This is a genomic window from Olsenella porci, from assembly GCF_009695875.1.
Lineage (GTDB): Bacteria > Actinomycetota > Coriobacteriia > Coriobacteriales > Atopobiaceae > Olsenella_H > Olsenella_H porci.
In genome coordinates this window covers 401,423-425,601 of record NZ_VUNC01000001.1, presented here as the reverse complement: position 1 = coordinate 425,601, position 24,179 = coordinate 401,423, and the positions used below count along the sequence as shown (strand labels likewise).

At 64.3% G+C, this 24,179-nt stretch carries 17 protein-coding genes; 7 read left to right on the top strand and 10 right to left on the bottom strand.

Features of this window, described 5'->3' with window-relative positions; all coding sequences use genetic code 11:
* Positions 1 to 594 precede the first annotated feature (594 nt).
* Genes FYJ68_RS01935 through FYJ68_RS01925 form a run of 3 tightly spaced genes read left to right on the top strand, consistent with a single transcriptional unit; the run spans position 595 to position 6,485 of the window.
* Complete coding sequence (locus tag FYJ68_RS01935) at positions 595 to 2,649, top strand: TerB N-terminal domain-containing protein (protein WP_154433613.1); 2,055 nt, start codon at positions 595 to 597, stop codon at positions 2,647 to 2,649.
* On the top strand, positions 2,646 to 4,028 hold the full coding sequence (locus tag FYJ68_RS01930; RefSeq protein ID WP_154433612.1) for an ATP-binding protein: 1,383 nt from the start codon (positions 2,646 to 2,648) through the stop codon (positions 4,026 to 4,028). The genes FYJ68_RS01935 and FYJ68_RS01930 overlap by 4 nt, the downstream gene beginning before the upstream one ends.
* Before the next feature lie 9 nt (positions 4,029 to 4,037).
* A complete protein-coding gene (locus tag FYJ68_RS01925) occupies positions 4,038 to 6,485 on the top strand; it encodes a DEAD/DEAH box helicase (RefSeq protein ID WP_154433611.1) in 2,448 nt (815 codons plus the stop codon).
* Positions 6,486 to 6,575: 90 nt separating this feature from the next.
* Here FYJ68_RS01925 and FYJ68_RS01920 read toward each other — a convergent pair whose 3' ends face one another.
* Positions 6,576 to 7,073 (bottom strand): hypothetical protein, encoded by a 498-nt coding sequence (locus tag FYJ68_RS01920; protein WP_229771942.1) that lies wholly within the window; start codon positions 7,071 to 7,073, stop codon positions 6,576 to 6,578.
* Positions 7,074 to 7,704: 631 nt separating this feature from the next.
* On the bottom strand, positions 7,705 to 8,889 hold the full coding sequence (locus FYJ68_RS01915; RefSeq protein WP_229771941.1) for an aldo/keto reductase: 1,185 nt from the start codon (positions 8,887 to 8,889) through the stop codon (positions 7,705 to 7,707).
* 175 nt (positions 8,890 to 9,064) lie between these two features.
* Between FYJ68_RS01915 and FYJ68_RS01910 the strand changes: the two genes are divergently transcribed.
* The gene (locus FYJ68_RS01910; protein ID WP_154433609.1) at positions 9,065 to 9,325 is read left to right on the top strand and encodes a hypothetical protein; all 261 of its coding nucleotides are present in this window, start codon (positions 9,065 to 9,067) and stop codon (positions 9,323 to 9,325) included.
* A 68-nt stretch (positions 9,326 to 9,393) separates the two neighbouring features.
* Here the strand turns inward: FYJ68_RS01910 and FYJ68_RS01905 are convergent, their stop codons facing one another.
* Together FYJ68_RS01905 and FYJ68_RS01900 are read right to left on the bottom strand one after the other, a co-directional pair.
* Entirely contained in the window at positions 9,394 to 10,287 is an 894-nt protein-coding gene (locus tag FYJ68_RS01905) for a polyphosphate kinase 2 family protein (protein WP_154433608.1), read from the bottom strand.
* A gap of 689 nt (positions 10,288 to 10,976) precedes the next feature.
* Positions 10,977 to 11,927 carry a 3-hydroxyacyl-CoA dehydrogenase gene (locus FYJ68_RS01900; RefSeq protein ID WP_154433607.1) on the bottom strand — a complete coding sequence of 317 codons (951 nt, stop codon included), beginning with the start codon at positions 11,925 to 11,927 and terminating at the stop codon, positions 10,977 to 10,979.
* A gap of 386 nt (positions 11,928 to 12,313) precedes the next feature.
* On the opposite strand from FYJ68_RS01900, the gene galE reads away from it, so the two are divergent.
* From galE to FYJ68_RS01885, 3 genes are read left to right on the top strand one after another with little or no spacing between them, the layout of a single operon-like run.
* Positions 12,314 to 13,369: a UDP-glucose 4-epimerase GalE gene (galE, locus tag FYJ68_RS01895; protein ID WP_154433606.1), complete on the top strand. Its 1,056-nt coding sequence runs from the start codon at positions 12,314 to 12,316 to the stop codon at positions 13,367 to 13,369.
* Between the two features lies 1 nt (position 13,370).
* The gene (locus tag FYJ68_RS01890; protein ID WP_326832157.1) at positions 13,371 to 14,411 is read left to right on the top strand and encodes a polyprenyl synthetase family protein; all 1,041 of its coding nucleotides are present in this window, start codon (positions 13,371 to 13,373) and stop codon (positions 14,409 to 14,411) included.
* Between the two features lie 24 nt (positions 14,412 to 14,435).
* Positions 14,436 to 15,350, top strand: coding sequence for a peptidoglycan-binding domain-containing protein (locus FYJ68_RS01885; RefSeq protein WP_154433604.1), 915 nt, complete (start codon positions 14,436 to 14,438; stop codon positions 15,348 to 15,350).
* A 415-nt stretch (positions 15,351 to 15,765) separates the two neighbouring features.
* On the opposite strand, the gene FYJ68_RS01880 is transcribed toward FYJ68_RS01885, so the two are convergent.
* The 6 genes from FYJ68_RS01880 to FYJ68_RS01855 all read right to left on the bottom strand — a co-directional run bounded on the left by FYJ68_RS01880 (position 15,766) and on the right by FYJ68_RS01855 (position 24,101).
* Positions 15,766 to 18,033, bottom strand: coding sequence for a glycogen/starch/alpha-glucan phosphorylase (locus FYJ68_RS01880; RefSeq protein WP_154433603.1), 2,268 nt, complete (start codon positions 18,031 to 18,033; stop codon positions 15,766 to 15,768).
* Between the two features lie 55 nt (positions 18,034 to 18,088).
* Positions 18,089 to 19,597 (bottom strand): 4-alpha-glucanotransferase, encoded by a 1,509-nt coding sequence (malQ, locus tag FYJ68_RS01875; protein ID WP_154433602.1) that lies wholly within the window; start codon positions 19,595 to 19,597, stop codon positions 18,089 to 18,091.
* Between the two features lie 102 nt (positions 19,598 to 19,699).
* Entirely contained in the window at positions 19,700 to 20,908 is a 1,209-nt protein-coding gene (locus FYJ68_RS01870) for an ABC transporter ATP-binding protein (protein WP_154433601.1), read from the bottom strand.
* 75 nt (positions 20,909 to 20,983) lie between these two features.
* Positions 20,984 to 21,823, bottom strand: a complete 840-nt coding sequence (locus tag FYJ68_RS01865; RefSeq protein WP_154433600.1) for a carbohydrate ABC transporter permease — start codon at positions 21,821 to 21,823, stop codon at positions 20,984 to 20,986.
* Entirely contained in the window at positions 21,823 to 22,677 is an 855-nt protein-coding gene (locus FYJ68_RS01860; protein WP_154433599.1) for a carbohydrate ABC transporter permease, read from the bottom strand. The genes FYJ68_RS01865 and FYJ68_RS01860 overlap by 1 nt, the downstream gene beginning before the upstream one ends.
* A gap of 86 nt (positions 22,678 to 22,763) precedes the next feature.
* The gene (locus FYJ68_RS01855; RefSeq protein WP_154433598.1) at positions 22,764 to 24,101 is read right to left on the bottom strand and encodes an ABC transporter substrate-binding protein; all 1,338 of its coding nucleotides are present in this window, start codon (positions 24,099 to 24,101) and stop codon (positions 22,764 to 22,766) included.
* Positions 24,102 to 24,179 lie beyond the last annotated feature (78 nt).

Here is a 24,179-nt window from a genome sequence, read left to right as displayed (position 1 = left end):
CAGGCCCCAGCGTCAACGCAGGGAAGAAGGCCCTCAGTGTCAGAGAAGGGGAGAGATCTCACGGACAAGCCCCCTGTGGATCGTGGCCGCTCCCCTTCTTTGAGTTCTTCGGAATTGCGTGGAATTGGTATCAAGAATCGAACCATGGCAACGAATGACCGATATGAGCGGCTTGCCCGATAGGCTTCCATCCGGAGACAAGACCAATCTCGGCACGTCCGCAGGTAGGGGATTCAATCTTGAATCCAGGCAATGACGGATGGCGACGGAGACCTGATATGAGTGCTCACATCGGGAGTTTGCTGCCACGGGTCGGAGGGGCGGACTCCCCGCTTCCCTTCCAGCTGGGAAAACGTCCGACAGGCACGATTCTCGAAGCGTGTCCCCTCTCGAGAAAGCACTCACGCCGGGCGTTGGTTGCCATCGGGGCACCGCGGACGAGGCTACTGGCAGCAACTCGCTCGCGCGAGCGTCTTCGCGTCGCCCCAGCCTCGTGCCAGCGACCTCCTTCGCATTCCTCGTACACGTGTTCCCTATGTCTTCCCCTGCGGGTAGAATCGTGGTGGTGCGAAAGTTGGACCCTGGGGAGGTGGCATGGCGGAGGACTTTGGAAAGGTCAGCATCGACGAGTTGGTCGACAAGATCATGAGGAAGCTCGAGGAGGCGGGCGGCTCGTCTCACCTGTCTTCGCACACCTACTCCGACCAGCCGATCCTGAGGAAGGGGTCGGACTGGGCAAGGGACCGGGAGCACCCCGATGGACGCGTTGAGCGAGATGGCAAGTCCATCTCTGCTGGCAAAGCCCAGACGACAGAGCCCGACGGCAGTCACGCCCACTCATCTCGCCCGTCCCGCGCCTCTCGGATGCAGGGCCAAACCTCCACCGACGCACGGAAGTCGCGCGCAACGAGCAAATGGCACGCGCTCGCGGACGACTGGCTTGGTGACTACCAACCCGCCGGAGACTTCGACGACGACCTGTGGGGTCGCCCCCTGGGATCCGGCACCGGCCTGATGGCAAAGGTTGTGCCGGAGGTCAAGCTGCCACCCACGCTGCAGCGCCTCCGCGAGCTCGAGGGCTCGCGCGGGGAGGACGGAAGGCCCCTGCGTGGCGGCCCTCTCTTTGTTGCGCAGGCACGTCTCGCCAGCGACTTTGTGGACGACTGTCCCTACCAGGGGACGCTCCCCTACCGCTACCTTCCCACCTATCAGGTTGTGAGCGACCGCGAGCTTCGTGGCTACTTCACCTGGCGCGCCTCGTGGAGGGAGGGCAAGGCCACAGATGCACCGGCGACCTTTGCGATGCTTTTGTCCTACGAGCTGATCAACGGAGTGGGATGCGAGCCGGGCGAGCCGGTGGTCAGCGAGCTCCGACGCCTGCGCGAGGCCTGCCGCGCGATGGATCTTGCAGGGAGGGGCCCAAGCGTCACGCTGGACGTGAGCCACTTGATCCGCGACTACGTGGTGGTCCACCGCCTGGACCCGCGGCTCGCGACCACAGAGGAGGAGCGCCGCTTTGGCCATGCCGTCCGCGTGCTGCGCGATGCCGAGGGCTCGGTGCTGTGCCGGGCCGCGGTACACGACCACAAGCCGGAGGACGCCCCCGCCATGCCATCGGACGAGATCCTGTGGGCGGCGATGGGCGCTCTCTCAAGCTACAGCCCCGAGCGCTCGCCGTTCCTGCGCGCCCACGCGGAGCAGGCGGCACACGTGGGCGCGGGCGTATTTGCCCAGATGTCGCTGCATTGCGGCAGGCGTCGCAAGGTGTGCTTTGTCGACGGGCTCCTGGGGTTCTCCAACACGCACCCCTACGTGCCGTTTGTGGGCGTTCCCCTGGAGCAGCCGCCGACTCTGGAGGGAAGCGGCGATATCCGCCTGACCGACGCCGACCTCGTCACCTTTCGCTTTGGCCGCTGGTGCATACGGCGCGCCTACGAGCGCCAGGGAAAGAGCCGCGACCTTGGCAGGATCATCCACGCCATCGACTGCGCCATGCGCGAGGAGTGGGAGTTTGGGAGACCCCTCAAGCCCCGGCCCGTTCCCGGCTACCTCCAGAAGATGATTGACAGGGAGGTCCGGTCGGAGCACGAGCGCGAGCAGGAGGAGGAACGTCACCGCTTCACCGTGGACCTCTCGAAGCTGGGGGGCATCCGCAGTGCCGCAGCAACGACGCGAGAGGCACTGCTGGTGGACGAGGAGCGCGAGGGTTACGTCCCCGGGGCGGAGGCCACCGAGGACTGGACGCAGCCCGTCTCGACTGCGTCCGCGACGGGAGGCGACCCCACCCCGTCACAGGCGGAGGCGCAGGCAGGCGAGAGGGACGCGCCCCCCGTGGTGGCAACCGTCTCACCAGGGCAGCCAGCCCCCGTGTCCCCGCAACCCACCACCGGCGCGGAAGCCGCGGGCGCTGCCGGGGAGACGGCACCGTACGGGCTCGACCCCCTGGAGCTCGCGCTGGTGCGCGCCCTCCTGGCACACGAGCCGGCACCGCCGACGCCGCCCGGCTCCCCCAGCGTGGAGATGCTGGTTGACTCCGCCAACGAGAAGCTGTTTGACCTGGAGGGCGACACCGTCCTGGAGTTTGGCGACGACGGCCCCCACGTGATCGAGGACTACGAGGAAGACCTGAGAGGAACCCTGGAGCAATGACGCAGCAAGCAAACGCATCGGCGGCCGGCGGACAGGCGGGGCAGCCCCCACGCGTCCCCAAGCGCATCGCCGCGGTCATCATCAACTCCCTGAAGGGCGGCGTCGTGCCGCGCGTAGGCCTCCCATACATCACGGTGGGGCGCGAGCGCGAGATCCAGGCGCTTCTCCACGACCTCGACCTGGTGGCCGACGGCGGGGCGAGCTTTCGCTTCTTGGTGGGGCGCTACGGCAGCGGCAAGAGCTTTTTGCTGCAGACCATCCGCAACCACGCCATGGGCAGCGGCTTTGTGGTGTGCGACGCCGACCTGAGCCCCGAGAGGCGCCTTCAGGGTGGCAACGGCCAGGGCCTGGCAACCTACCGAGAGCTCGTGCGCAACATGAGCACGCGGACCCGTCCCGAGGGAGGCGCCCTCAACCTGGTGCTTGACCGCTGGGTGTCGAACATGCAGGCCCAGGTGACCCTGGAGAGGGGCCTTCAGCCACAGGACCCGGGCTTCTCCGATGCCATGGACGCCGCCATAGTCCAGACCATGCGCTCTCTGCAGGAGCTGGTGCACGGCTACGACTTTGCCCGTCTCCTCACCATGTATTGGCACGCGCACGTTGAGGGCGACGACGACACCAAGGCCAAGGTCACCAAGTGGTTTCGCGGCGAGTACCGCAACAAGACCGAGGCGCGCCAGGAGCTGGGCGTGAACATCGTGATTGGCGACGACGACTGGTACGACTACCTCAAGCTCTTTGCCACCTTCCTGATGGGTGCCGGCTACAAGGGCCTGCTGGTGCTGGTGGACGAGCTGGTCAACCTGTACAAGATTCCCAACGCGGTGAGCCGCCAGTACAACTACGAGAAGATCCTGACCATGTACAACGACACGCTCCAGGGCAAGGCACACCACCTGGGCATCGTGATGGGAGGCACGCCGCAGTCCATCGAGGACCGCAGGCGCGGCCTGTACTCGTACGAGGCACTGCGCAGCCGCCTGACGCAGGGGCGCTTTGCCCAGGACGGGCTGGTGGACCTTCTGGCGCCGGTCATCCACCTGCAGCCCCTCACGCACGAGGAGCTGCTGGTGCTGGTGGAGAAGCTCGCGGACATCCACGCCGGGCTCTTTGGCTACGAGCGCACCATCACGCAGGACGAGCTGCTGGGCTTTCTCCAGGCGGAGTTCGGTCGCGTGGGCGCGGACTCCCACCTAACGCCGCGCGAGGTCATCAGGGATTTTGTGGAGATGCTCGACATCCTGTGCCAGAACCCCTCCCTCAAGGTGGGCGGCCTGCTGCAGGGCGAGCTCCTCTCGTCTCCCGTGACCACACGCGCCCAGGAGGGCGACGGCTCGGCAGGGAAGGACGACGAGTTCAGCGAGTTCCAGATCTAGGCGGCGGGCATGGACGTCTTTGACCAATACGCGCCCTTCATCCAGGACTACATCTACGACCACGACTGGCAGAGCCTGCGCGCGGTGCAGGTGGCTGCGGCGGATGCCATCTTCAACACCGACCAGAACGTGCTTCTCACCGCGTCCACGGCATCGGGCAAGACCGAGGCTGCCTTCTTCCCGATCCTCACCGAGCTGTGGGAGGACCCGCCCGCCTCGGTGGGCTGCATCTACATCGGCCCCCTCAAGGCCCTGATCAACGACCAGTTCATACGGCTGGAGGACCTGTGCGCGCAGGCGGACATCCCCGTTTGGCACTGGCACGGCGACGTGTCGCGCTCGCACAAGGCCAAGATGATGAAGCACCCGTCGGGAATTCTGCAGATCACCCCCGAGTCGCTGGAGGCCATGCTCCTGCACCGCCACAACGCCATCCCGCGCATCTTTGGCGACCTGCGCTACGTGGTGATAGACGAGGTCCACTCGCTGCTGCGGGGAGACCGCGGCGACCAGACGCTCTGCTGCATCGAGCGCATCTCGCGCCTGGCAGACGTCAACCCCAGGAGGATTGGGCTCTCGGCCACCATCGGGGAGCCCGAGGCCACGGGGGCGTACCTCTCCGCCGGAACGGGACGCGGCTGCGTGATCCCGCGGCTCGAGGCCCCCAAGGAGCGCTGGCGGCTGTCGATGGAGCACTTCTACGTGAGCGGTCCGCAGGCACCCGAGCGCGGCGAGGACGGCTTGGGCGGCGCGTCCGTCCGCGGGGGAGAGGAGCCCGACTACGAGGTCCCCGCCGCTCCCGCCGGCGACCAGGCGATTCCCGCCCGGGGCGAGGGGACGGTGGATGCCGGCGGGAAGGGTAGGGAGAACGGAGGCCACGCACCTCTCCCCTACCCGGACCAGCCGGCCCCCGAGGCGGCGAGCGACCGTGCGCCGGTATTTGCCGACCCGGGGCTTGCCTACGTGTTTGAACACACCAGGGGTCGCAAGTGCCTGGTGTTTGCCAACTCGCGCGAGGAGTGCGAGGAGGTGACCACCACGCTGCGGCAGTACTGCGAGGCGGTGGGCGAGCCGGACCGCTTCCTGATACATCACGGCAACCTCTCGGCGAGCTTTAGGCAGTCGGCCGAGGAGCTGATGCGCGACGAGGACACCAACCTGACCACCGTGACGACCTCGACCCTTGAGCTGGGGATCGACATCGGTCGTCTGGAGCGGGCCTTTCAGATAGACGCACCGTTCACGGTGAGCTCGTTTTTGCAGCGCATGGGGCGCACGGGACGGCGCGGCCAGCCCAGCGAGATGTGGTTTCTCATGCGGGAGGACGAGCCGGAGGCGCGCGCCCTGCTCCCCGAGACCATCCCATGGAAGCTGCTGCAGGGAATCGCACTGGTCCAGCTGTACCTGGAGGACCGCTGGGTGGAGCCCCCGCGCCTGAATGGCCTTCCCTACAGCCTGCTGTACCACCAGACCATGGCCACGCTCGCCTCGTCCGGCGAGCTCTCCCCCTCCGAGCTCGCACGACGCGTGCTCACGCTGACGCCATTCCACCGCGTGAGCGCCGACGACTACCGGGTGCTGCTGCGGCACCTGCTGGGCATCGACCACATCCAGCAGACCGAGTCGGGTGGACTCATCGTGGGGCTTGCGGGCGAGCGAGTGACCAACAACTTCCGCTTTTACGCGGTGTTCTCGGAGGACGAGGAGTTCACCGTGCGCAGCGAGTCTCAGGAGCTGGGAACCATCGTGCAGCCGCCCCCCGTGGGCGAGCGCATCGCAATCGCCGGCGCCGTGTGGGTGGTTGAGGAGATCGACTACAAGCGCCATCTCATCGAGTGCTCGCAGGTGAAGGGCAAGGTCCCCGCGTACTTTGGCATGTGCGCGGGCGACGTGGACACGCACGTGCTGCGCCGCATGAGGCAGGCGCTGCGCGAGGACGCAATGTATCCCTATCTGCGGAGGAACGCCCGGGCACGGCTGTCGCAGGCGCGGCACGTGGCCCGCAACGCCCACGTGACCGACCAGCCCCTGGTGTGCCTGGGCGGCACGTCGTGGTGCCTGTTCCCCTGGCTAGGCAGCTATGCCTTCCTGGCGCTGGAGCGCTTCCTCAAGATCAGGTGCGCGGCGGAGCTGGGCATAAAGGGGCTGGACTCCTCGCGCCCGTACTTCATGCAGTTCACCATGCGGGCCGACGCCCAGACGTTCTACGACGTGGTTCAGGATGAGGCGTCACGCCCCATCGACCCCATGGAGCTGGTGTATCCGGGCGAGGTGCCGCGCTTTGACAAGTACGACGAGTTCGTCCCCGACGAGCTGGTGCGAAAGGGCTTTGCCTACGGGGTGCTGGACGTGGACGGCATGCTGGAGGCCGTCCGCTCGTGGCCGGGCACGCCGGTGCGTCCGATTGGCAGCGGCCTAGGCAGGTCGCTGGGGGATGGGGACGACCTTCTCCCCTAGGGCAATGCCAAGGTGGGACAAATAGTACCCACTTTGGCATTGCCCTCAGAAACACACAGGTAAACCAGGGGAGCTAACAATCAAAATCCCTCAACACATCTTCGATAAATCAGGACCGCAGTCTGCTTTGATTTTCCAGTTCGCCCACTGTCTCGTATCGAACGTTGCCGGAGTGTCGCTTTCCTTCTCGAGGACATAATCATCTCCACTAGCCAGGTGAAGAAAAGCAACCCCCTCAACATCTCCGAACGATGCGTAGGAATAGGCAATGTGCGCAATTCCACACTCGCTACCGGAATCGTCAGCCATTTCGTAGATATTCGGATCTGAGGTCTTTTCCATTGTTCCGCTAATTGTGTTGTCGCTAAGAGCTAACTGCCAATCGACTTCGTCGCCAGCCCCAGGAAAAATAGCAAGAGACGCATAGTCAGGTTCATCTTGCTGGTACGTCCCCTCAAGTTTGAACCCAACCCTGCTTCCGTCAGTAAAAGACCTGGCTTTGTCCTGCGTTCTTGACAAGAGCACCCCGAGGATGACGCATGCAATGGCGAGCGTCGTGACGAGAATGTCCTTACCATGAAGCTTCAACCATCGCATCGAGGATCAACCTACCTCACTCGGATTGTCCTAAATGTATGGGAGTAATACATTGGAGTAGAGCGCCCACGGTAATTTAAAAGCAGACCACCGGTCGTGAAAGCAAGAGCCGATCTCCTAGTTAGAATTAGCGATTTCGATGTTTCCAAGGCACACTTCCTAGCTCGAAAGTCTTCTGGGATAGCGCACATGCCCTTCTTCATTAGGAGCGGCTCGTTCAGAATAATTATGCAGAAATACGCTACTTACCCATAATCTAACTAGTGCTTTTGCTGGTATTCAGGAATCGGTAAACGATTAGCTTGCATCATTGCCCTCGGCTTCTCCCCTAGGGAGACGATGACCGGCCGTGGTCTCGGCAACCCCTCGCGGGGAGGGTGCTGAGGAAAGTCGAGTTGTGGCAATTCGCCACCGATTTCCGCTGAGAAAAGTCGAGTAGTGGCAGGGAGCGACCCTTCCGGGGCCTCCCACAACTGCAAATACCCCCATTTTCTCCGCGGTATCGGCTTTCAGATTGCCATGACTCGACTTTTCTCAGCACCCCATGCACGGGCCCACTCGCCAGCCACCACAAGCAGCGCCCCCGAGCGGCCGTCGCCCCATGTCGCGCCCCGCGGTGTACCTACGAGTTCACGAACCTCCGCGCGACGGTGCCGGCAAGCCGATGGAGCGGGGGCCTGAGGTCGCGGTCCGCCTCCACGATCGCCTCCCTCACGGGGATGTGCTGCGGGCACAGGCGCTCGCACCGGCCGCACCCCAGGCACGCGCTGGCGAACGCGGGGTGGTCGCGCAGTTCCACCGTCTGGTAGTACTGGTGGCGCCCGCGCGACTTCCCCTCCAGGTACATGCTGTTCCACGCCGAGAAGAGCGCCGGGATGTCGATCCCTGCCGGGCACGGCTGGCAGTAGCGGCACCCGGTGCACCCCACCTTGGTGGACGCGGCGATGAGCTCCCTCACGCGCGCCACGAGCTCGCGCTCCGGCTCGCCGAACTCCCCCGCACGAACCGAGCTCGCGACGCGACAGTTCTCCTCCACCATCTGCAGCGAGTTCATGCCGCTGAGGACGCAGGTGACCTGGGGCTGGTCCCACAGCCACCGCAGCGCCAGCTCCGCCGGGCCCCATCCGTGCGGGTCCTCGTCGATAAGCCGCTTGGCCGCGCGCGGGAGCCCGTCCACCAGGTTGCCGCCCCTCAGGGGCTCCATGATGATGACGGGGATGCCCCGCTCGGCGGCGGCCATCAGACCCTCCCGGCCCGCCTGGGTGTGCTCGTCCACGTAGTTGTACTGAATCTGGCAAAAGTCCCAGTCGTAGGCGTCCAGCACGCGCAGGAACATGTCGCTGCTCCCATGGAACGAGAAGCCCACGTTGCGGATCTGCCCGGCGGCGCGACGACGATCGATCCAGCCCTCGATCCCCAGCTGACACAGGCGCTCCCACGAGGCGACGTCGGTGAGCATGTGCATGAGGTAGTAGTCGATGTGGTCGGTGCGCAGGCGCGACAGCTCCTCATCCAGGTATCGGTCCGCCGCGGACGTGCTCCTCACCAGGTACTGCGGGAGCTTGGTGGCGATGTTGACCGAGTCGCGGCAGCCGTTGCGGTCGAGCACCTGCCCCAGGCACGCCTCGCTCCCGGGGTACACGTACGCGGTGTCCAGGTAGTTCACGCCCAGCTCGATGGCGCGCATGAGCTGCTCCTCGGCACGGGGCACGTCTATTCCGCTGCCCGACCTCGCAAACCGCATGCACCCAAAGCCCAGGAGCGAGATGGGGTTCCCGCTTCGGTCGGGACGATGGCCCATGCCCATGGTGACTCCCCTCTCGCGCGTCGGTCACACGCATCGGGAGAGGCCACGGGCGGACGCAGCGCACCTCTCCCCTGCGCATGGCACCCAAGTGTAGCAACGCAGTCGCAGCGGGCACGCAACGATTCCACCACGCCGTCTGGGGTACAACTACGAGAATGTGGGGAGAGGGGGAACGATGCCCAGAAGCGTGCTGATCAAGGACACCACGCGCGAGGAGCGCATGCAGATAGTGAACAAGGGACTCTCGTTCTGCGACGACTCAAGCTGCGAGAACTGCAGCGGCTGCAGCATGGGGGTGGGCTCCGTCGAGGCGATGTACCGACCCTACATCGACGGCAAGCTCGAGCTGAGCGAGGTCAACATGCTCCACGCCGCCACCCGCTACACGCTGGGCGGGGGCCACGACGTGGACCGGTCCGGAGGTGACCGGGGGTAGGGCCAACGGGATCGGTTGGAGGAGAGGAACGCGGCCCCTCTCCCCCGGCCCATCCCGCTGGCCGTAGGCTACTCTCCCTTGGCACCGCCCTCGGAGAGGAGCTGCGCCTTGTACTCGGCCAGCTTGTCGCGCTGGTCCTGCGGCAGCTCGGGATAGCGCGGGTCAATCTGGCGTAGGACGTCCACGATCGCCTCGCTCACGAGCCAGCGAGCGAACCACTTCTTGTCGGCGGGAATCACGAACCACGGGGCGTGCTTGGTCGCCGTGCCGTTGATGGCGTCCTCGTAGGCTCGCATGTAGCTGGGCCACAACTTGCGCTCCGCAATGTCGCTGCCGGAGAACTTCCAATTCTTGGATTGATCGTCTATGCGCTCGAGAAAGCGCTGTCGCTGCTGCTCAGGACTCACGTTGAGGAAGATCTTGAGCACCCGGTAGCCGTTCTCGTACAGGTACTCCTCGAAGTCGCGGATTTGGCGGTAGCGCTTGCCAAAGAACTGCTGCTCCGAGTCGTTGGTACAGCGCTCCGGCATCTTGTAGCCCCTCCACAGCCCGTGCACACGCACCACCAGCACGTCCTCGTAGTACGAGCGGTTGAACAGGGCGATCTCGCCCCTGCGTGGGAGGTGCGTGACGGCGCGCCACAGGTAGTCGTGCGAGAGCTCCTCCGCGCTGGGCTGCTTAAAGCTGTGGACCGAGACCCCCTGCGGGTTGATCCCGCTCATCACGTGCTTGATCGTGGAGTCCTTGCCGGCGGCGTCCATCGCCTGGAGCAGAACCACCAGGCCCTCCCTGCCCTCGGCATAGAGGCGGTCCTGGAGCTGAGCCATGAGCACCGCGTTGTCGGCCGTGCGCTCCTCGTAGTCAAAGCGCTCGCCCTTCTTCACGTCGGGGCTGGTGGGTGTCTTCAAGATGTCAAAGCGCCCGTCGCCGTCAAACCTGCAGTCGCAGAGGTCAATCGCCATGGTTCCCCCAATCCTGGAGCGGCGGACCCACCACCATGGCACGCCCGTCGGCCGCTACCCTCCTCTGTACCCAATGTCGTGGGCGGAGGCGCAGGCGGGAGATGCAAGCGAGAGGTGCCTGGACACTCGCTAGGACCAGCGATTCGAGTTGGTTCAACGCTCCCCTCGCCCGTCGGATAACGCCATTCACGCGACGACCTTCACCGAGAAGGGCGACAGAGAAGGGAGCGGCTTGATGGGGTCTCTCGTCTTGAAGGAAATGGTGCCCCATGCTCCCGTTGCCCACGGGGTAACGTCACCCGCAGGGCAGCTTCGTCGAAAAGAGCGGCAGAGAAGCTCTTGACAGGTCGGGGTGGATAACGGCACAGAAGAACCTTCAGGGAAGCCCGCGTTCTGGCGGTTGGATGCCACACCCTCGTCACGTCACTCGATAATCCTCGCCATGGCATTCTCGCCCGGCTCCTCAACGATGGGCGCTCCGACCCCCCCGCCGCTATGGTACGCAGCGTCAGCCGCGCCCCACCGTCACAGCGAGCGGCCCCACCCCGAGCCAATTCGGGATGGGGCCCTCGCCCTCGATGCCTCGGTCGTCTCCACTGTCAGCGCTTCCGCCTGACGCAGGGACGCCATCCGATGTAACCCACAGGTCAGCAGCCAGCGGATGGGGCCATCACCAACTCCCCGTCACGTCACTTGGAGTAGTCGTAGAAGCCCTTGCCGGCGTTCACGCCCGTCTCGCCCTTGTCGATCTTCTCCTTGAGCAGCGTCGTGATCCTGTTCTGAACCGTGCCCTCCTGCTTTGCGCGAGGATCCATGATCCCGATGTTGTAGGCGGTGGTGAGACCAACGATGTCCAGGATCCGGAACGGTCCCGCCGGCGCACCGGTGCCCAGCTTCCAGGCAAGGTCGATGTCCTCCGGGCTGCCCACGCCGCCGGCCCACAGCCCCTCGGCGGCGGAGAGGAACGGCACCAGCATGCTGTTGAGAAGGTAACCCGGCTGCTCGCGAAGTACCTTGAGCGGGACCATCCTGATCGAGGAGGTAAAGGCAACCACCAGGTCAAAGCTCTCCTTCGAGGTACCCTCGTGCCCCATGACCTCCCCGGACGGGTTCTTCCAGATCTCGTTCGCAAAGTGGAGGGCCAGGTACCTGTCAGGCCTTCCGGTTGCCTCGGCAAACTGGCTGGGCAGCAGCGTCGAGCTGTTGGTGGCGACGACGGTGCGCTCGGGCAGGTGCTTTGCCAGCTCGGTGTAGAACGCGGTCTTCTGCGCCGGGTCCTCCGCAACCGCCTCAATCACCAGGTCGGCGTCGCCAAACGCCTCGTCCCAGTCGGTCGTGAGGCGCAGGCTGCCATAGGCCCTCTCCACGTCCGCCTTGAGCTCCTCGCACCGCTCCGGCGTGACCTCCTCGGGCGCGCACAGCCCATAGGCGTAGGCCGAGGGATCGGTCTTCATGGCCTCGAGGGTGTCCAGGTAGATCTTGCGAAGGCGGTCGATCTTGGGCTGGCAGCGCTCGATGGACCCCTGGGAGCGCAACCAGATCGTCACGTCGTATCCGCGGTAGGCGGTCTGGAACGCAATCTGGCTCCCCAAGACCCCTCCGCCGGCAACCGTCACCCTCTTGACGTCCTTGATGTCCATGGGCGACTCCCTTCTCGATTTCCCACCCAAAGGCGGGCTCGCCGCTCACCCCACGGGGCCACGGCATCCTATGTTGTCTGGCGTCTACCCATCGGAGAGAATATTGTTACATGTTATATAGCAGTTTCGGCGGGCGGACGCCCCGACAACCGCCACCGTCGGTCAAGCGCCAGTTCCGCATCCATCGAGCGAGAGGAGCGGCGGCCTCTCCCACAACATCCCCCTCATGGCAGAACACCACACACGCCCGCCACACACGCTGAACGTATACTTTTGTGGTTGCGCCGCACGTGTCGCAGCAACCCTCGCGACATGCGTCGGCGACCAAAGAGACACAGGAGGGCCGCGCACCACGCAAGCCCCACACCCCTCACGAGAGGAGACCCATGAGCGAAGCCAAGGATCCCAAGGACACCTGCGTCCTGGTAACCGGCGGCGCCGGCTTCATCGGCAGCCACACGGTGGTCGAGCTGCTCCAGAACGGCTACAAGGCGGTCATCGCGGACGACCTGAGCAACGCGAGCGAGAAGGTCATCGACCGCATCAAGACGATCGTGGGCGACGAGGCGGCCAAGAACCTCTCCTTCTACAAGGTCGACGTGAACGACCGCACCGCCCTCAACGCCATCTTCGACGAGAACCCCATCGACCGCGTGATCCACTTCGCAGGCTTCAAGGCGGTTGGCGAGAGCGTCCACAAGCCCATCGAGTACTACAGCAACAACCTGGGCAACACCCTGACCCTGGTGGACGTGATGCGCAACCACGGGTGCAAGGACATCATCTTCAGCAGCTCCGCCACCGTGTACGGCAACCCCGACAGCCTGCCCCTCACGGAGGAGAGCCCCAAGAAGCCCGCGACCAACCCCTACGGCTGGACCAAGTGGATGATCGAGCAGATCCTGACCGACCTCCACACCGCCGACCCCGAGTGGAACGTCGTGCTGCTGCGCTACTTCAACCCCATCGGCGCCCACCCCTCGGGACTCATGGGCGAGGACCCCAAGGGCATCCCCAACAACCTGCTTCCCTACGTGGCACAGGTGGCCGTGGGCAAGCGCGAGTGCGTCCACGTGTTTGGCAACGACTACGACACGCCCGACGGGACCGGCGTGCGCGACTACATCCACGTTTGCGACCTGGGCACCGGTCACGTCGCGGCACTCAACTGGATGAACGGCCGCACCGGCGTCGAGATCTTCAACCTGGGCACCGGCAAGGGGACCTCGGTCCTGCAGATCATCAAGGCCTTCTCCAAGGCCTGCGGCAAGGAACTCCCCTACCAGATCGACCCGCGCCGCCCAGGCGACGTGGACGCCAACTACGCCGACTGCTCCAAGGCCAAGCGCGAGATGGGATGGGAGGCCAAGTACACGATCGACGACATGTGCCGCGACTCGTGGAACTGGCAGTCAAAGAACCCCGATGGCTACGGAGAGTAGCGTGGCATCCCAGTCGCAGGGCGCCTTCGTGGCATACCTGACGCGTGTCAGGCCCCTGGTCGAGGGTTACCTGCGCGAGATTGCCCCGCACGCCACATCTGCCTCGGGTGCAGACAACCTCGAGCGCTACCTGTACGGTCCGCTATGGGACTTCACGCGGGGCGGGGGCAAGCGCACCCGCCCGGCGCTCTGCTTGCTGGGGGCCGAGGCCGTGGGCGGCAACGCGCGTGACGCGCTGCCCGCCGCCGCGGCAATCGAGACGTTCCAGAGCGCCGCGCTGATCCACGACGACATCGCCGACGAGGGCGAGCTGCGCCGCGGCAAGCCATGCACCTATCGCACGGAGGGCGTGGGCGTTGCCATCAACGTGGGCGACCTGGGGATCGTGAACACGTTCCGCCTCCTCCTGGACGCCCCCGACCTGTCCGACCGGGTCAGGCTCCGCCTTGCCCGCGAGCTCGCGAACATGGAGCTGCGCACCGTTGAGGGGCAGGCGCTGGACCTGGGATGGGCCCGCGACAACCGCTGGGACGTGGGTGTGGACGACTACCTGTACATGGCGTCCCACAAGACGGCGTACTACTCCGGCGCCGTTCCCCTGGTCATGGGGGCCATCTGCGGAGGCGGCACCGACGCCCAGGTGGAGGGCCTACGCTCGTTTGGCATGGACTGCGGCCTGGCCTTCCAGATTCAGGACGACCTCCTCAACCTGGTGGGTGACGCCAAGGCGCAGGGCAAGGACTTCCGCACCGACATCACGGAAGGCAAGCGCACCCTCGTGGCAGTCTGGTCCCTGGCCTACCTAAAGGGGTCGGAGCACGACGAGCTCCTCTCCCTCCTCTCGGGCGAGACGACCGACCCCGCCAAGCTCGCACGTGCCGTCGAGCTGATGGAGCGCGCCGGCGGGGTGGCGCACGCCCGCGAGTACGCACGCACGCTCGTTCGCACCGCAAAGTCGCATCTGTCGAACGTGGACGTCTTGGACGAGGCGCGCGCGACGCTCCTCTCTATGGCAGACTTTTTTGTGGAGCGCCTGGACTAGGCGCCGCTTGAGTAGGAGTTGCTTATGGAACCAATCACCGTTGGCGCGCAGGGCGCCGCAGTCGAGGACATCCAGGGGCGCCTTGCCTCGCTGGACTACGAGATCGACGAGAAGGAGATCGCCTCGCAGGACTTTGGCTCAACGACGGCGAGCGCCGTGGCAAAGTTCCGCCTGGACCACCGCCTGCCGCTGGGAACCGAGGTCGACTCGGCGACCTGGTCCGAGCTTGTGGACGAGACCTACCACATGGGCGACAGGACCCTGTACCTGCGCCTTCCCAACTACCATGGCGCCGATGTGAGGCAGCTGCAGGAATGCCTCAACATCCTGGGCTTCTCGTGTGGCGAGGCGGACGGCTACTTTGGCGCCTACACCGAGGCCGCCGTTGCCCAGTTCCAAGAGAGCCAGGGCATGCTCGCGGACGGCATGGCGTTTGACGACACCTTCGACGCGATCGAGCGCCTTCGCCACGTGTGGGCGGGCAAGCCCGCTGCGGGCCCGCACCCCACGGGCGGCATGGGCTTCGCACGCGCGGCGGGCGTGCTGGAGGTGACCCCGCTCTCCATCACGGCGGAGGACCCCATCAGCCGCAACGTCGCCGGCCGCATCTGGAACCTCGCATGCGCCACCACGGAGAAGAGCGGGCTCGAGCTGATCGAGCACGCCTCCGACGCCTCGGAGGGCACCACCTGCGTGCTCGTCCTGGCGTCCACGCCCCTGGCGGACGACAGCAAGGTCATGAACCTGGTGTGCGACGACCTGGACACGCTTCCCCAGCGCATCCGCACCACCTGCGAGGGCGCGCGCAAGGCCAAGCCTCCCGTCATCAGACTGGAGCTGCCGCTGGGCAACCACTACAACGGCACCTTCACCACGGCGGACGCGCAGACCTTCGCGGTCATGCTGCTCGACGCCATCTGCACGGCGTTCAACGACTAGCTGGCGCGCCGCATCTCTCCCCCAACCGAGCCAGAACGCACAAGGGACCCCACCCGCCTCAGGGCAGATGGGGTCCCTTTCGCACCTTCATGAGGGGGGGGGGACGGTATGGACGCGACGACGCGTCCCTCGGACGGGCGGAGCGGCCCCGGCAGCGCTCGCCGTAAACGGCCCCGAGGAGGATGGGAGCTGCCGCGGAGGAAGCACCGAGGCGCGGTCGGCTCATCGGATCCGAGTTCCATAAGGATTGACGCGCTTGGCACCACCCTAAGCGCACGAAATCTTACGAGACACGGAATCGCATAAGAATCGGCGCGCTTAGCCCCTCGCTAAACGCGCCAACCCTTACGAAGCGGCCTCGGCGCGAAATCACCCGAGGCAAGGGGAGACGAGCGATGCCTCCCGCCCCTCTCCCCTACTTTTGGGGAACGAGGTGCCAGATGTCCTCGTTGTACTGCGCGATGGTTCGGTCGGACGAGAAGGTGCCCGCCTGGGCCACGTTCACCAGCGCCTTGCGCACCCACGCCCCACGGTCCTCGTAGTCGGCGTACACGCGCTCCTTGACCTGAATGTACTCCTCCAGGTCGAGGAGGGCCATGAACCAGTCCTTGTGCGCCATGTCGTCGTGCAGGCGCCTCAGCCGCTCCTCGTTGCCCGTCGCCATGAACGCAGGGTTGGTGATGAAGTCAACCAGCAGCTTGATACCGGGCTTGTGGTAGTAGGCCTGCGGGTCGTATGCGCCCTCGGCGTACAGGCGCTCGACCTCCCTGCTGGACGTACCAAAGGTGTAGATGTTGTCCTCGCCCACCAGGTCCGCGATCTCGACGTTTGCCCCGTCGAGTGTGCAGAGGGTGACCGCGCCGTTGAGCATGAACTTCATGTTGGAGGTGCCGCTAGCCTCTTTGCTGGCGAGCGAGATCTGCTCCGAGATGTCCGCTGCGGGAATCACGCGCTCGGCGGCGCTGACGTTGTAGTTCTCGATCATGATCACCTGAAGGTAGGGCGCCACGTCGGGATCGTTGGCAATCCAGGACGAGAGGGTCAGGATCAGGTGGATGATGTCCTGCGCGATGGTGTACGCAGGTGCTGCCTTGCCGCCAAACACCACCGTGATGGGGCGTGCCGGCTTGTTGCCATTCTTGATGTCCAGGTACTTCCAGATGAGGTACAGGGCGAGCATCTGCTGGCGCTTGTACTCGTGAATGCGTTTGACCTGGACGTCGATGATGGCGTCCTCGGGTACCGTGACGCCCTGGTGGGTAAGCAGGAACTCGCGCATGCGCGCCTTTGCCTTGCCCTTGGCCTCTACCAGGCCATCGAGCACCTCATCGTCATCCACGTGCGCCATGAGCGGCGTGAGGTCCGCCGTGCGGTGCCAGTCGGTGCCGATGGTCTTGTCCACGAGGGAGGTGAGGTCGGGGTTGCAGCCCATGAGCCAGCGGCGGAAGGTGATGCCGTTGGTCTTGTTGCTGAACTTCTCGGGATACAGCTCGTAGAAGGGATGGAGCTCGGTCTCCTCCAGGATCTTGGTGTGCAAGGCTGCCACGCCATTGACGCTGAAGCCGTAGTGAATGGCCAGGTGCGCCATGTGCACGGTGCCGTCCTTGATGATTGCCACGGCGGGGTCGTCGTGCTCCTCGCGCTGCATCTGGTCGAGAAGCTCGATGATCTTGGCAATCTTGGGAGCGACCTTGGCGAGGTACTCCAGGGGCCATTTCTCCAGCGCCTCCGCCAGGATGGTGTGGTTGGTGTAGGCGACCATGTGGCGGACGATGCCCACGGCCTCCTCGAAGTCGATCCCATGCTCCTGCGTGAGGATGCGGATGAGCTCGGGGATGATCATGGTCGGATGCGTGTCGTTGATCTGCACCACCGCGTAGTCGGGAAGGTCGTGCAGGTTGCTGCCGCGCTCAACCGCCTCGCTCACGATGAGCTGGGCGGCGTTGCTCACCATGAAGTACTGCTGGTACACGCGCAGCAGGCGACCGTCCTCGTCGGAGTCGTCGGGATACAGGAACAGGGTGAGGTTCTTGGCCACCTTGGTCTTGTCAAAGTCGATGGAGTCGTCGGGCACCAGCGAGTCGTCCACGCCCTCGAGGTCGAAGAGGCGCAGGCGGTTGCGCTTGCCGTTGTGGTAGCCGGGGACGTCGATGGAGTACAGGTGGGAGACGACGGAGAAGTCGCCAAACTGCACCTCGAAGCTCTTGCCCTCGTCCTCCAGGCAGTCCTGCTCGCCCAGCCACTCATCGGGGAGCGCGGTCTGCTGGTTGTCGACGAACCGCTGGTGGAACAGGCCGTAGTGGTAGTTGAGACCCACTCCGTCACCAGGCAGCCCAAGGGTCGCCACGGAGTCCATGAAGCACGCGGCGAGACGCCCCAAGCCGCCATTACCCAGGGAGGGCTCCACCTCCTGGTCGTCCACGGCGGCGAGGTCGTGGCCAGCCTGGGCAAGCTGCTCCCTCACCTCGTCGTACAGCCCCAGGTTGATGAGGTCGTTGATCAGCAGGCGTCCGATGAGGAACTCGGCGCTCACGTAGTACAGACGCCTCTTGCCCTCCATTATGGGCAGTGTCTGGCAGTGCTCGCGCACGAGATCCTGCAGCAGCCGGCACACCTGGGCGTCACCAATCTGTGCGAGCGGCTTGCCAAAGGCGACCTGCGATCGTTCTTCAAGGTTGATCATTCGTCCTCCTGATAGGGTGATGACGGACATGGTCAAATCGGGCTTCAGCACTCCCCTACTGGGGAAGGTCCGGGCCACTCGCTCCTGGCATGCGGAAGTATGTCTGGGTCAGGGATGACAGGCGCTCCTCGAGCGAGCGCGTGATTGCGCCCTCCCGCATCCTCCAGCTCCAGTTGCCGCCCACCGTCGCGGGCGTGTTCATGCGGGCCTCGTTGCCGAGGTCGAGGAGGTCCTGCATGGTATAGATGCAGGTGTCGCTCACCGACGCGGCGATTGCCCGGTTGAGGGCGGCGGAGACGGGCTCCCCCTCCGCGCGGTGCAGGTAGGTGTCCGCCTGCTCGCGCTGCCGCGGGGTGGCGGTGTCCTCGTACCACCCGCGAGCGGTCTCGTTGTCGTGCGTGCCCACGTAGGCAATGGTATTGGGCTCGTAGTGGTGGGGCAGGTAATACGAGTCGCTGTCGCCATCGAAGGCAAACTGCAGGATCTTCATCCCGGGAAAGCCGGTGTCCTCCCGCATCTGGATGACCTCCGGCGTGAGGAAGCCCAGGTCCTCCGCGATGATTGGCAGCCTGCCGAGCTGGTCCTCAAGCTCGCGGAAGAACGCGATGCCCGGACCCTTGGTCCAGTCGCCATACTTGGACGACGGCGAGCCGAACGGCACCTCCCAGTACGCCTCGAACCCACGGAAGTGGTCGATGCGAACCACGTCGTAGAGGGCCAGGCTGGCGCGCATGCGCGCGACCCACCACGCATAGTGGTTCCTTGCCATGGACTCCCAGTCGTAGATGGGGTTGCCCCAGTACTGGCCCGTGGACGAGAACTGGTCGGGCGGGGTTCCCGCGACGCTCAGGGGGTTGCCGGCCTCGTCGGTCTTGAAGAGCTGCGGGCTCTCCCACATCTCCACCGAGTCGCGCGAGACGTAGATGGGGATGTCACCTATCACCCGCACGCCGTGCTTGTTTGCATACTCCTTGAGGGCATGCCACTGATGGTAGAAGAGGTACTGGGTCATCTGGTGGTAGCGCATGCGCTCGGGGCTGCGCGCGCATATCGCCGCAGTGGCCTCCCCGCGCCTGCGGCACTCCTCAGGCCACTCGTAGTAGGCCCTGAGCCCAAACTCTTCCTTTACGGTCATGAACTCGCAGTATGGCGCGAGCCACCAGTCATTCTCGTCGAGGAACTCTCCCAGGTCCTTGGGGGGCTTGGAGAAGAAGCGGTCCACCGCGCACTCGAGAACCTTCCTGCGGCTCACGAAGATCTGGCCGTAGTCGATTCGGCCGGGGTCGCAGCCAAACGGCACCCCGTCGAGGTCCGAAGGCTCGAGATAGCCCTCTTGGAGGAGCTCGTCGAAGTCGATGAAGTTGGGGTTGCCCGCAAATGCGGAGAAGGACTGGTAGGGCGAGTCCCCGTAGCTCGTTGTGGTGAGCGGGAGAATCTGCCAGTAGCCCTGGTGACAACGCGTGAGGAAGTCCACGAACTGGTACGCCTTGGCCCCGAAGGAACCAATCCCATACGCCCCCGGCAGCGCCGAGACGGGCATGAGCACTCCACTTGTCCTTGGCATCTTCGCTCCTTACTGGTTCCAGTCACAAAAGGGCCGCCCAACCCGACACACCGCCACAGTCGCTGTGTTGCCGGAGTTGGGCGGCGACCACCTCTCCCAGTCCTATGCCTGGATGAGGTTCTTCTCGGTCTCCTTGTCAAACAGGTGAACCGCGTCGGGCTCGAACTTGAACCAGATGTCGTCACCAATGCCAAACGAGGAGCCCTTGCTCTTGTCGAAGTCCACGGTGTTGATGACCAGGACGAACTCGGAGCCATTGACATCCGCGTGCACGTGCACGGTGGCGCCCATGAGCTCGGAGACCACGATCTTGCCGCAGATGGCGCCCTTCTCGCCCGGGGCGACCAGCTCAATCTGCTCGGGTCGTGCGCCAGCCGTGACGTCGGTCTTGGCCGCATCCACCCCGGAGGCAGCGAGCTTCTTGCAGGTGTCCGGCGCGATGTCCACGGTGAACTTGGGGGTCTTGAGCTGGTAGGAGGCGCCATCGCGAACCAGCGTCGCGGGGAAGAAGTTCATCTGCGGCATGCCGATGAAGCCTGCGACGAACAGGTTGGCGGGGTGGTTGAAGACCTCCTGCGGGGTGCCGATCTGCTGCACGAAGCCGTCCCTCATGACCACGATGCGGTCGCCCAGGGTCATTGCCTCGGTCTGGTCGTGCGTGACGTAGATGAAGGTGCCGTTGACCTTGTGGCGCAGCTTGATGAGCTCGGCGCGCATCTGGTTGCGCAGCTTGGCGTCCAGGTTGGAGAGGGGCTCGTCCATCAGGAATACCTTGGGGTCACGAACGATGGCACGACCGATGGCGACGCGCTGGCGCTGGCCGCCAGAGAGGGCCTTGGGCTTGCGGTCCAGGTACTGGGTGATGCCCAGCGTCTCGGCCGCGGCACGGACCTTCTCGTCGATGACCTTGGGGTCGACCTTCTTGAGCTTGAGCGTGAAGGCCATGTTCTCGTACACGGTCATGTTGGGGTACAGGGCGTAGCTCTGGAACACCATGGCGATGTCGCGGTCCTTGGGCGCCACGTCGTTCACGCGCTTGCCGTCGATGAGCAGGTCGCCCGAGGAGATGTCCTCCAGGCCGGCGATCATGCGGAGCGTGGTGGACTTGCCGCAGCCGGAGGGGCCGACCAGAACCACGAACTCGCGGTCGTGCACGGTGAGGTTGAAGTCCTGGACGGCAACGACGCCCTCGTCGGTCACCTGGAGGTTGCTCTTCTTCTCCGGCTCCTTTGCCTTCTTGCCAAACCGGTGCTTCTTGGTCTTCTCGTTGGGATAGATCTTCTTGATGTTCTTGAGGACGATCTCGGCCATCTGTCTGCCTTTCTCATGGGACCCACACCGGGGTCGCGAACAGTCCTTGCACGGGCCTCTTGCTGTGACGAACCGCTAGCCCTTGACCGCGCCGGAGACGACGCCGCTGATGATGAAGCGCTGGCAGAGCAGGTAGACGATGACGATGGGGAGGATGGTCATCATGATGCACGCCATCATCGGGCCCAGCTCCACGTGGCCGTACCCGCCGCGGAAGTACTGGATCAGGATGGGGATCGTCTTGTACTTGGTGCTGTCGAGCACGAGGTAGGGCAGGAGGTAGTCGTTCCAGACCCACATTGTCTCGAGGATGCCGACCGAGATGTACGTGGGCTTCATGATGGGCAGCACCACGTGGAAGAAGGTCTGGACCGGGTTGCAGCCGTCAATGGTGGCGGCCTCCTCGATCTCGAGCGGAATCGTCTTCACGAAGCCGGCGAACATGAAGACCGCGAGGCCGGCGCCGAAGCCGAGGTAGATGAAGCAGATGTTGTAGGGCGTGTTGAGGCCCATGGAGTCAGCCAGGCTCGAGAGCGTGAACATGAGCATCTGGAACGGGACGACCATGGAGAACACGAACAGGTAGTAGAGCGCCTTGCAGAACTTGTTGTTGACTCGGACCACGTACCAGGCGCACATGGAGCAGCACACCAGGATGAGCGCCACCGACGTGAGCGTGATGACCAGCGTGTAGCCAAATGCGGCGGCGAAGCCCTGCTTGGTGAGGGCGCTGATGTAGTTGGCAAATCCTGCCGACGTCGCAGCCGTGACCGGGTCGAAAGCGGATGCCGTGGTGATGGCCGTGCCCTGCTTGAACGAGTTCATGAGGATCATGACCATGGGATAGATCCATGCCAGGCTCAACACGGTGAAGAACACCGTGAGAATCCTGTTGGTAATCTTCTCACGCTGCATTACTGCTGCACCTCCTTGGACTGGGTCGCCTTGAGCTGGATCATCGAGATGCAGATGACCAGGATGCAGAAGATGACCGCCTTGGCCTGGCCGATGCCCATCCACTTGGCACCCGCGCGCGCATAGAACGTGTTGTAGATGTTGAGCGCAAGGAGCTCGGTGGAGTGGTCGGGCGCGCCGCCGGTGAGGGCGAGGTTCTGGTCGAAGAGCTTGAAGCCGTTGGTGATGGTGAGGAAGAGGCAGATGGTGATGGTGGGCATGAGGTTGGGAATCTTAACCTTCCAGAGCGTCTGCCATGCGGTGGCACCATCGACCTTGGCCGCCTCGAGGTAGTCGCTGGGGATGGACTGCAGGCCGGCGATGTAGATGATCATCATGTAGCCGATCTGCTGCCAAAGCATCAGGATCACGAGGCCCCAGAAGCCAGCGGCCGTGTTGAGTGCAAGGAGCTGCTGCCCCACATTGGTGAGGACGCCGTTGATGAGAATCTGCCAGATGTAGCCCAGCACGATGCCGCCGATGAGGTTGGGCATGAAGAACACGGTGCGGAAGCTGTTGCTGCCCCTGAGCCCCTTGCGGGTGAAGCAGAGCGCGATGGCGAGGGCAATCACGTTGATCAGGACGGTGATCACGACGGTGAACAGGGCAGTGAGCCAGAAGGCGTGCGAGAACTGCGGGTCGGACAGCGCGGCAACGTAGTTGCTGACGCCCACGAATTTGGGGTTTGAGATGCTGATGAACCGGCAGAACGACAGGTAGAGGCCCTCGGCAAACGGAATCACGAACCCGAAGGCAAACGAGAGGGCCGTGGGAAGCAGGAACAGCGGCCACCATTTCCTGAGTGATTTAACCATGCGTTAACTCCCTTCGCATAGGAGCGGGGTGGGTGGACAGACGTCCGCCCACCCCGCGGGAGGCCCTTTGGGCCGAGGCGCGAACACTACTCCGCGTTGGCCTCGGACTCGGTCTTCCAGCCGTCCACGAACGCTGTCTTGACCGCATCCCACTTGTCGGTGCCGGCAGCGTACTTGGTGAGGGCGTTGGAGAGGTCAGACTTCCACTGCTCGGACGGAATCCAGACGAAGTCCCAGTTCACAGACGTCTTGCCGTCGGAGACCATCTGCTTGGCGATCTTGGAGAACGGGTTGTCCGGTTCCTTGGCGCTCTTGAACGGGCAGTTGAAGCCCATGTCGGTAGAAAGGGTCTTGGTGCCGGTGTCGGAGGTGACGACCCACTTCAGGAAGTCGAGCGTCGCCTTCTGGTCCTCCTCGGAGGCCTGGCTGTTGACGCACCAGTAGTTCTCGCCGCCGGAGCAGAGGCCCTGCTTCTCCTCGCCGTCCACACCGATGTAGATGGGCAGCATGCCGACCTTGTCCTCGCCGAGCTTCTTGGAGATGTCAGACCAGGCCCAGGAGCCGTTCTGATAGAAGACCGCCTCGCCGTTCACGAACTCGTTGTTGGCGTCGTCGCCGGTCTTGCTGGCGAGCTGCGAGCCGTCGGTGGTGCTGTCGGTGATGTAGAGGTCGAAGATCTGCTTGTAGTTGTCGAGGTAGGTGCCCTTGATGGCGTCGGTGCCGGTCTCCTCCTCATCGTCCTTCACGAACTCGTAGTAGATGGGCATGTTGGCCAGGTGCGTGGTGTAGCGCCAGTTGGAGCTGGAGTCCATGCCGGCGGAGGTGAAGGCGCCCTTGACGCCGAGCTCGTCCTTGCGGGCCTGGATGTCGTCTGCAACCTTCTTCAGGGTGTCGAAGCTGGTGATGTCGGACTCCTTGTAGCCGGCCTTGGTCAGCAGGTCCTTGTTGTAGATGATGCCGTAGTCCTCCTCGACGTAGTCGATGCCCAGGACCTTGTCGCCATCCTTGAGCGCCAGGTTGTCGTTGGTGAGCTCGCCCAGGATGTCGGTGCCGGTGAGGTCAGCGCAGTAGTCCTTCCAGCTCTTGAGGCCGATGGGGCCGTTGACCTGGAACAGGGTGGGAGCGGAGCTCTTGGACATCTCGGACTGGAGCTTCTCCTCGTAGGTGTCGGAGGCGGCGGTGACGACGGAGACCTTGACGCCCGTCTCCTTGGTGTACTCCTTGGCAAGCGCCTGCCACTGGGAGTCGACCTCAGGCTTGAAGTTGAGGTAGTAGACCTTGCCCGACGCAGATGAGCCGGAGCCGGAATCACTCGTGCTGCTCGATCCGCCAGTGCTGCCGCAGCCGGCCAGTGCAAGGCCGAGGCCCGCAACCGCGCTCATGGAAACGAACTGACGCCTGCTGATGTTACCGTTCGCCTTCATTGCAACCTCCCATTTGGCTTGGGGCCCATCTCGTCTGTAGGCGTGGCCCCTCTCGCCCGCAAGCAGACCGTTCCCGGC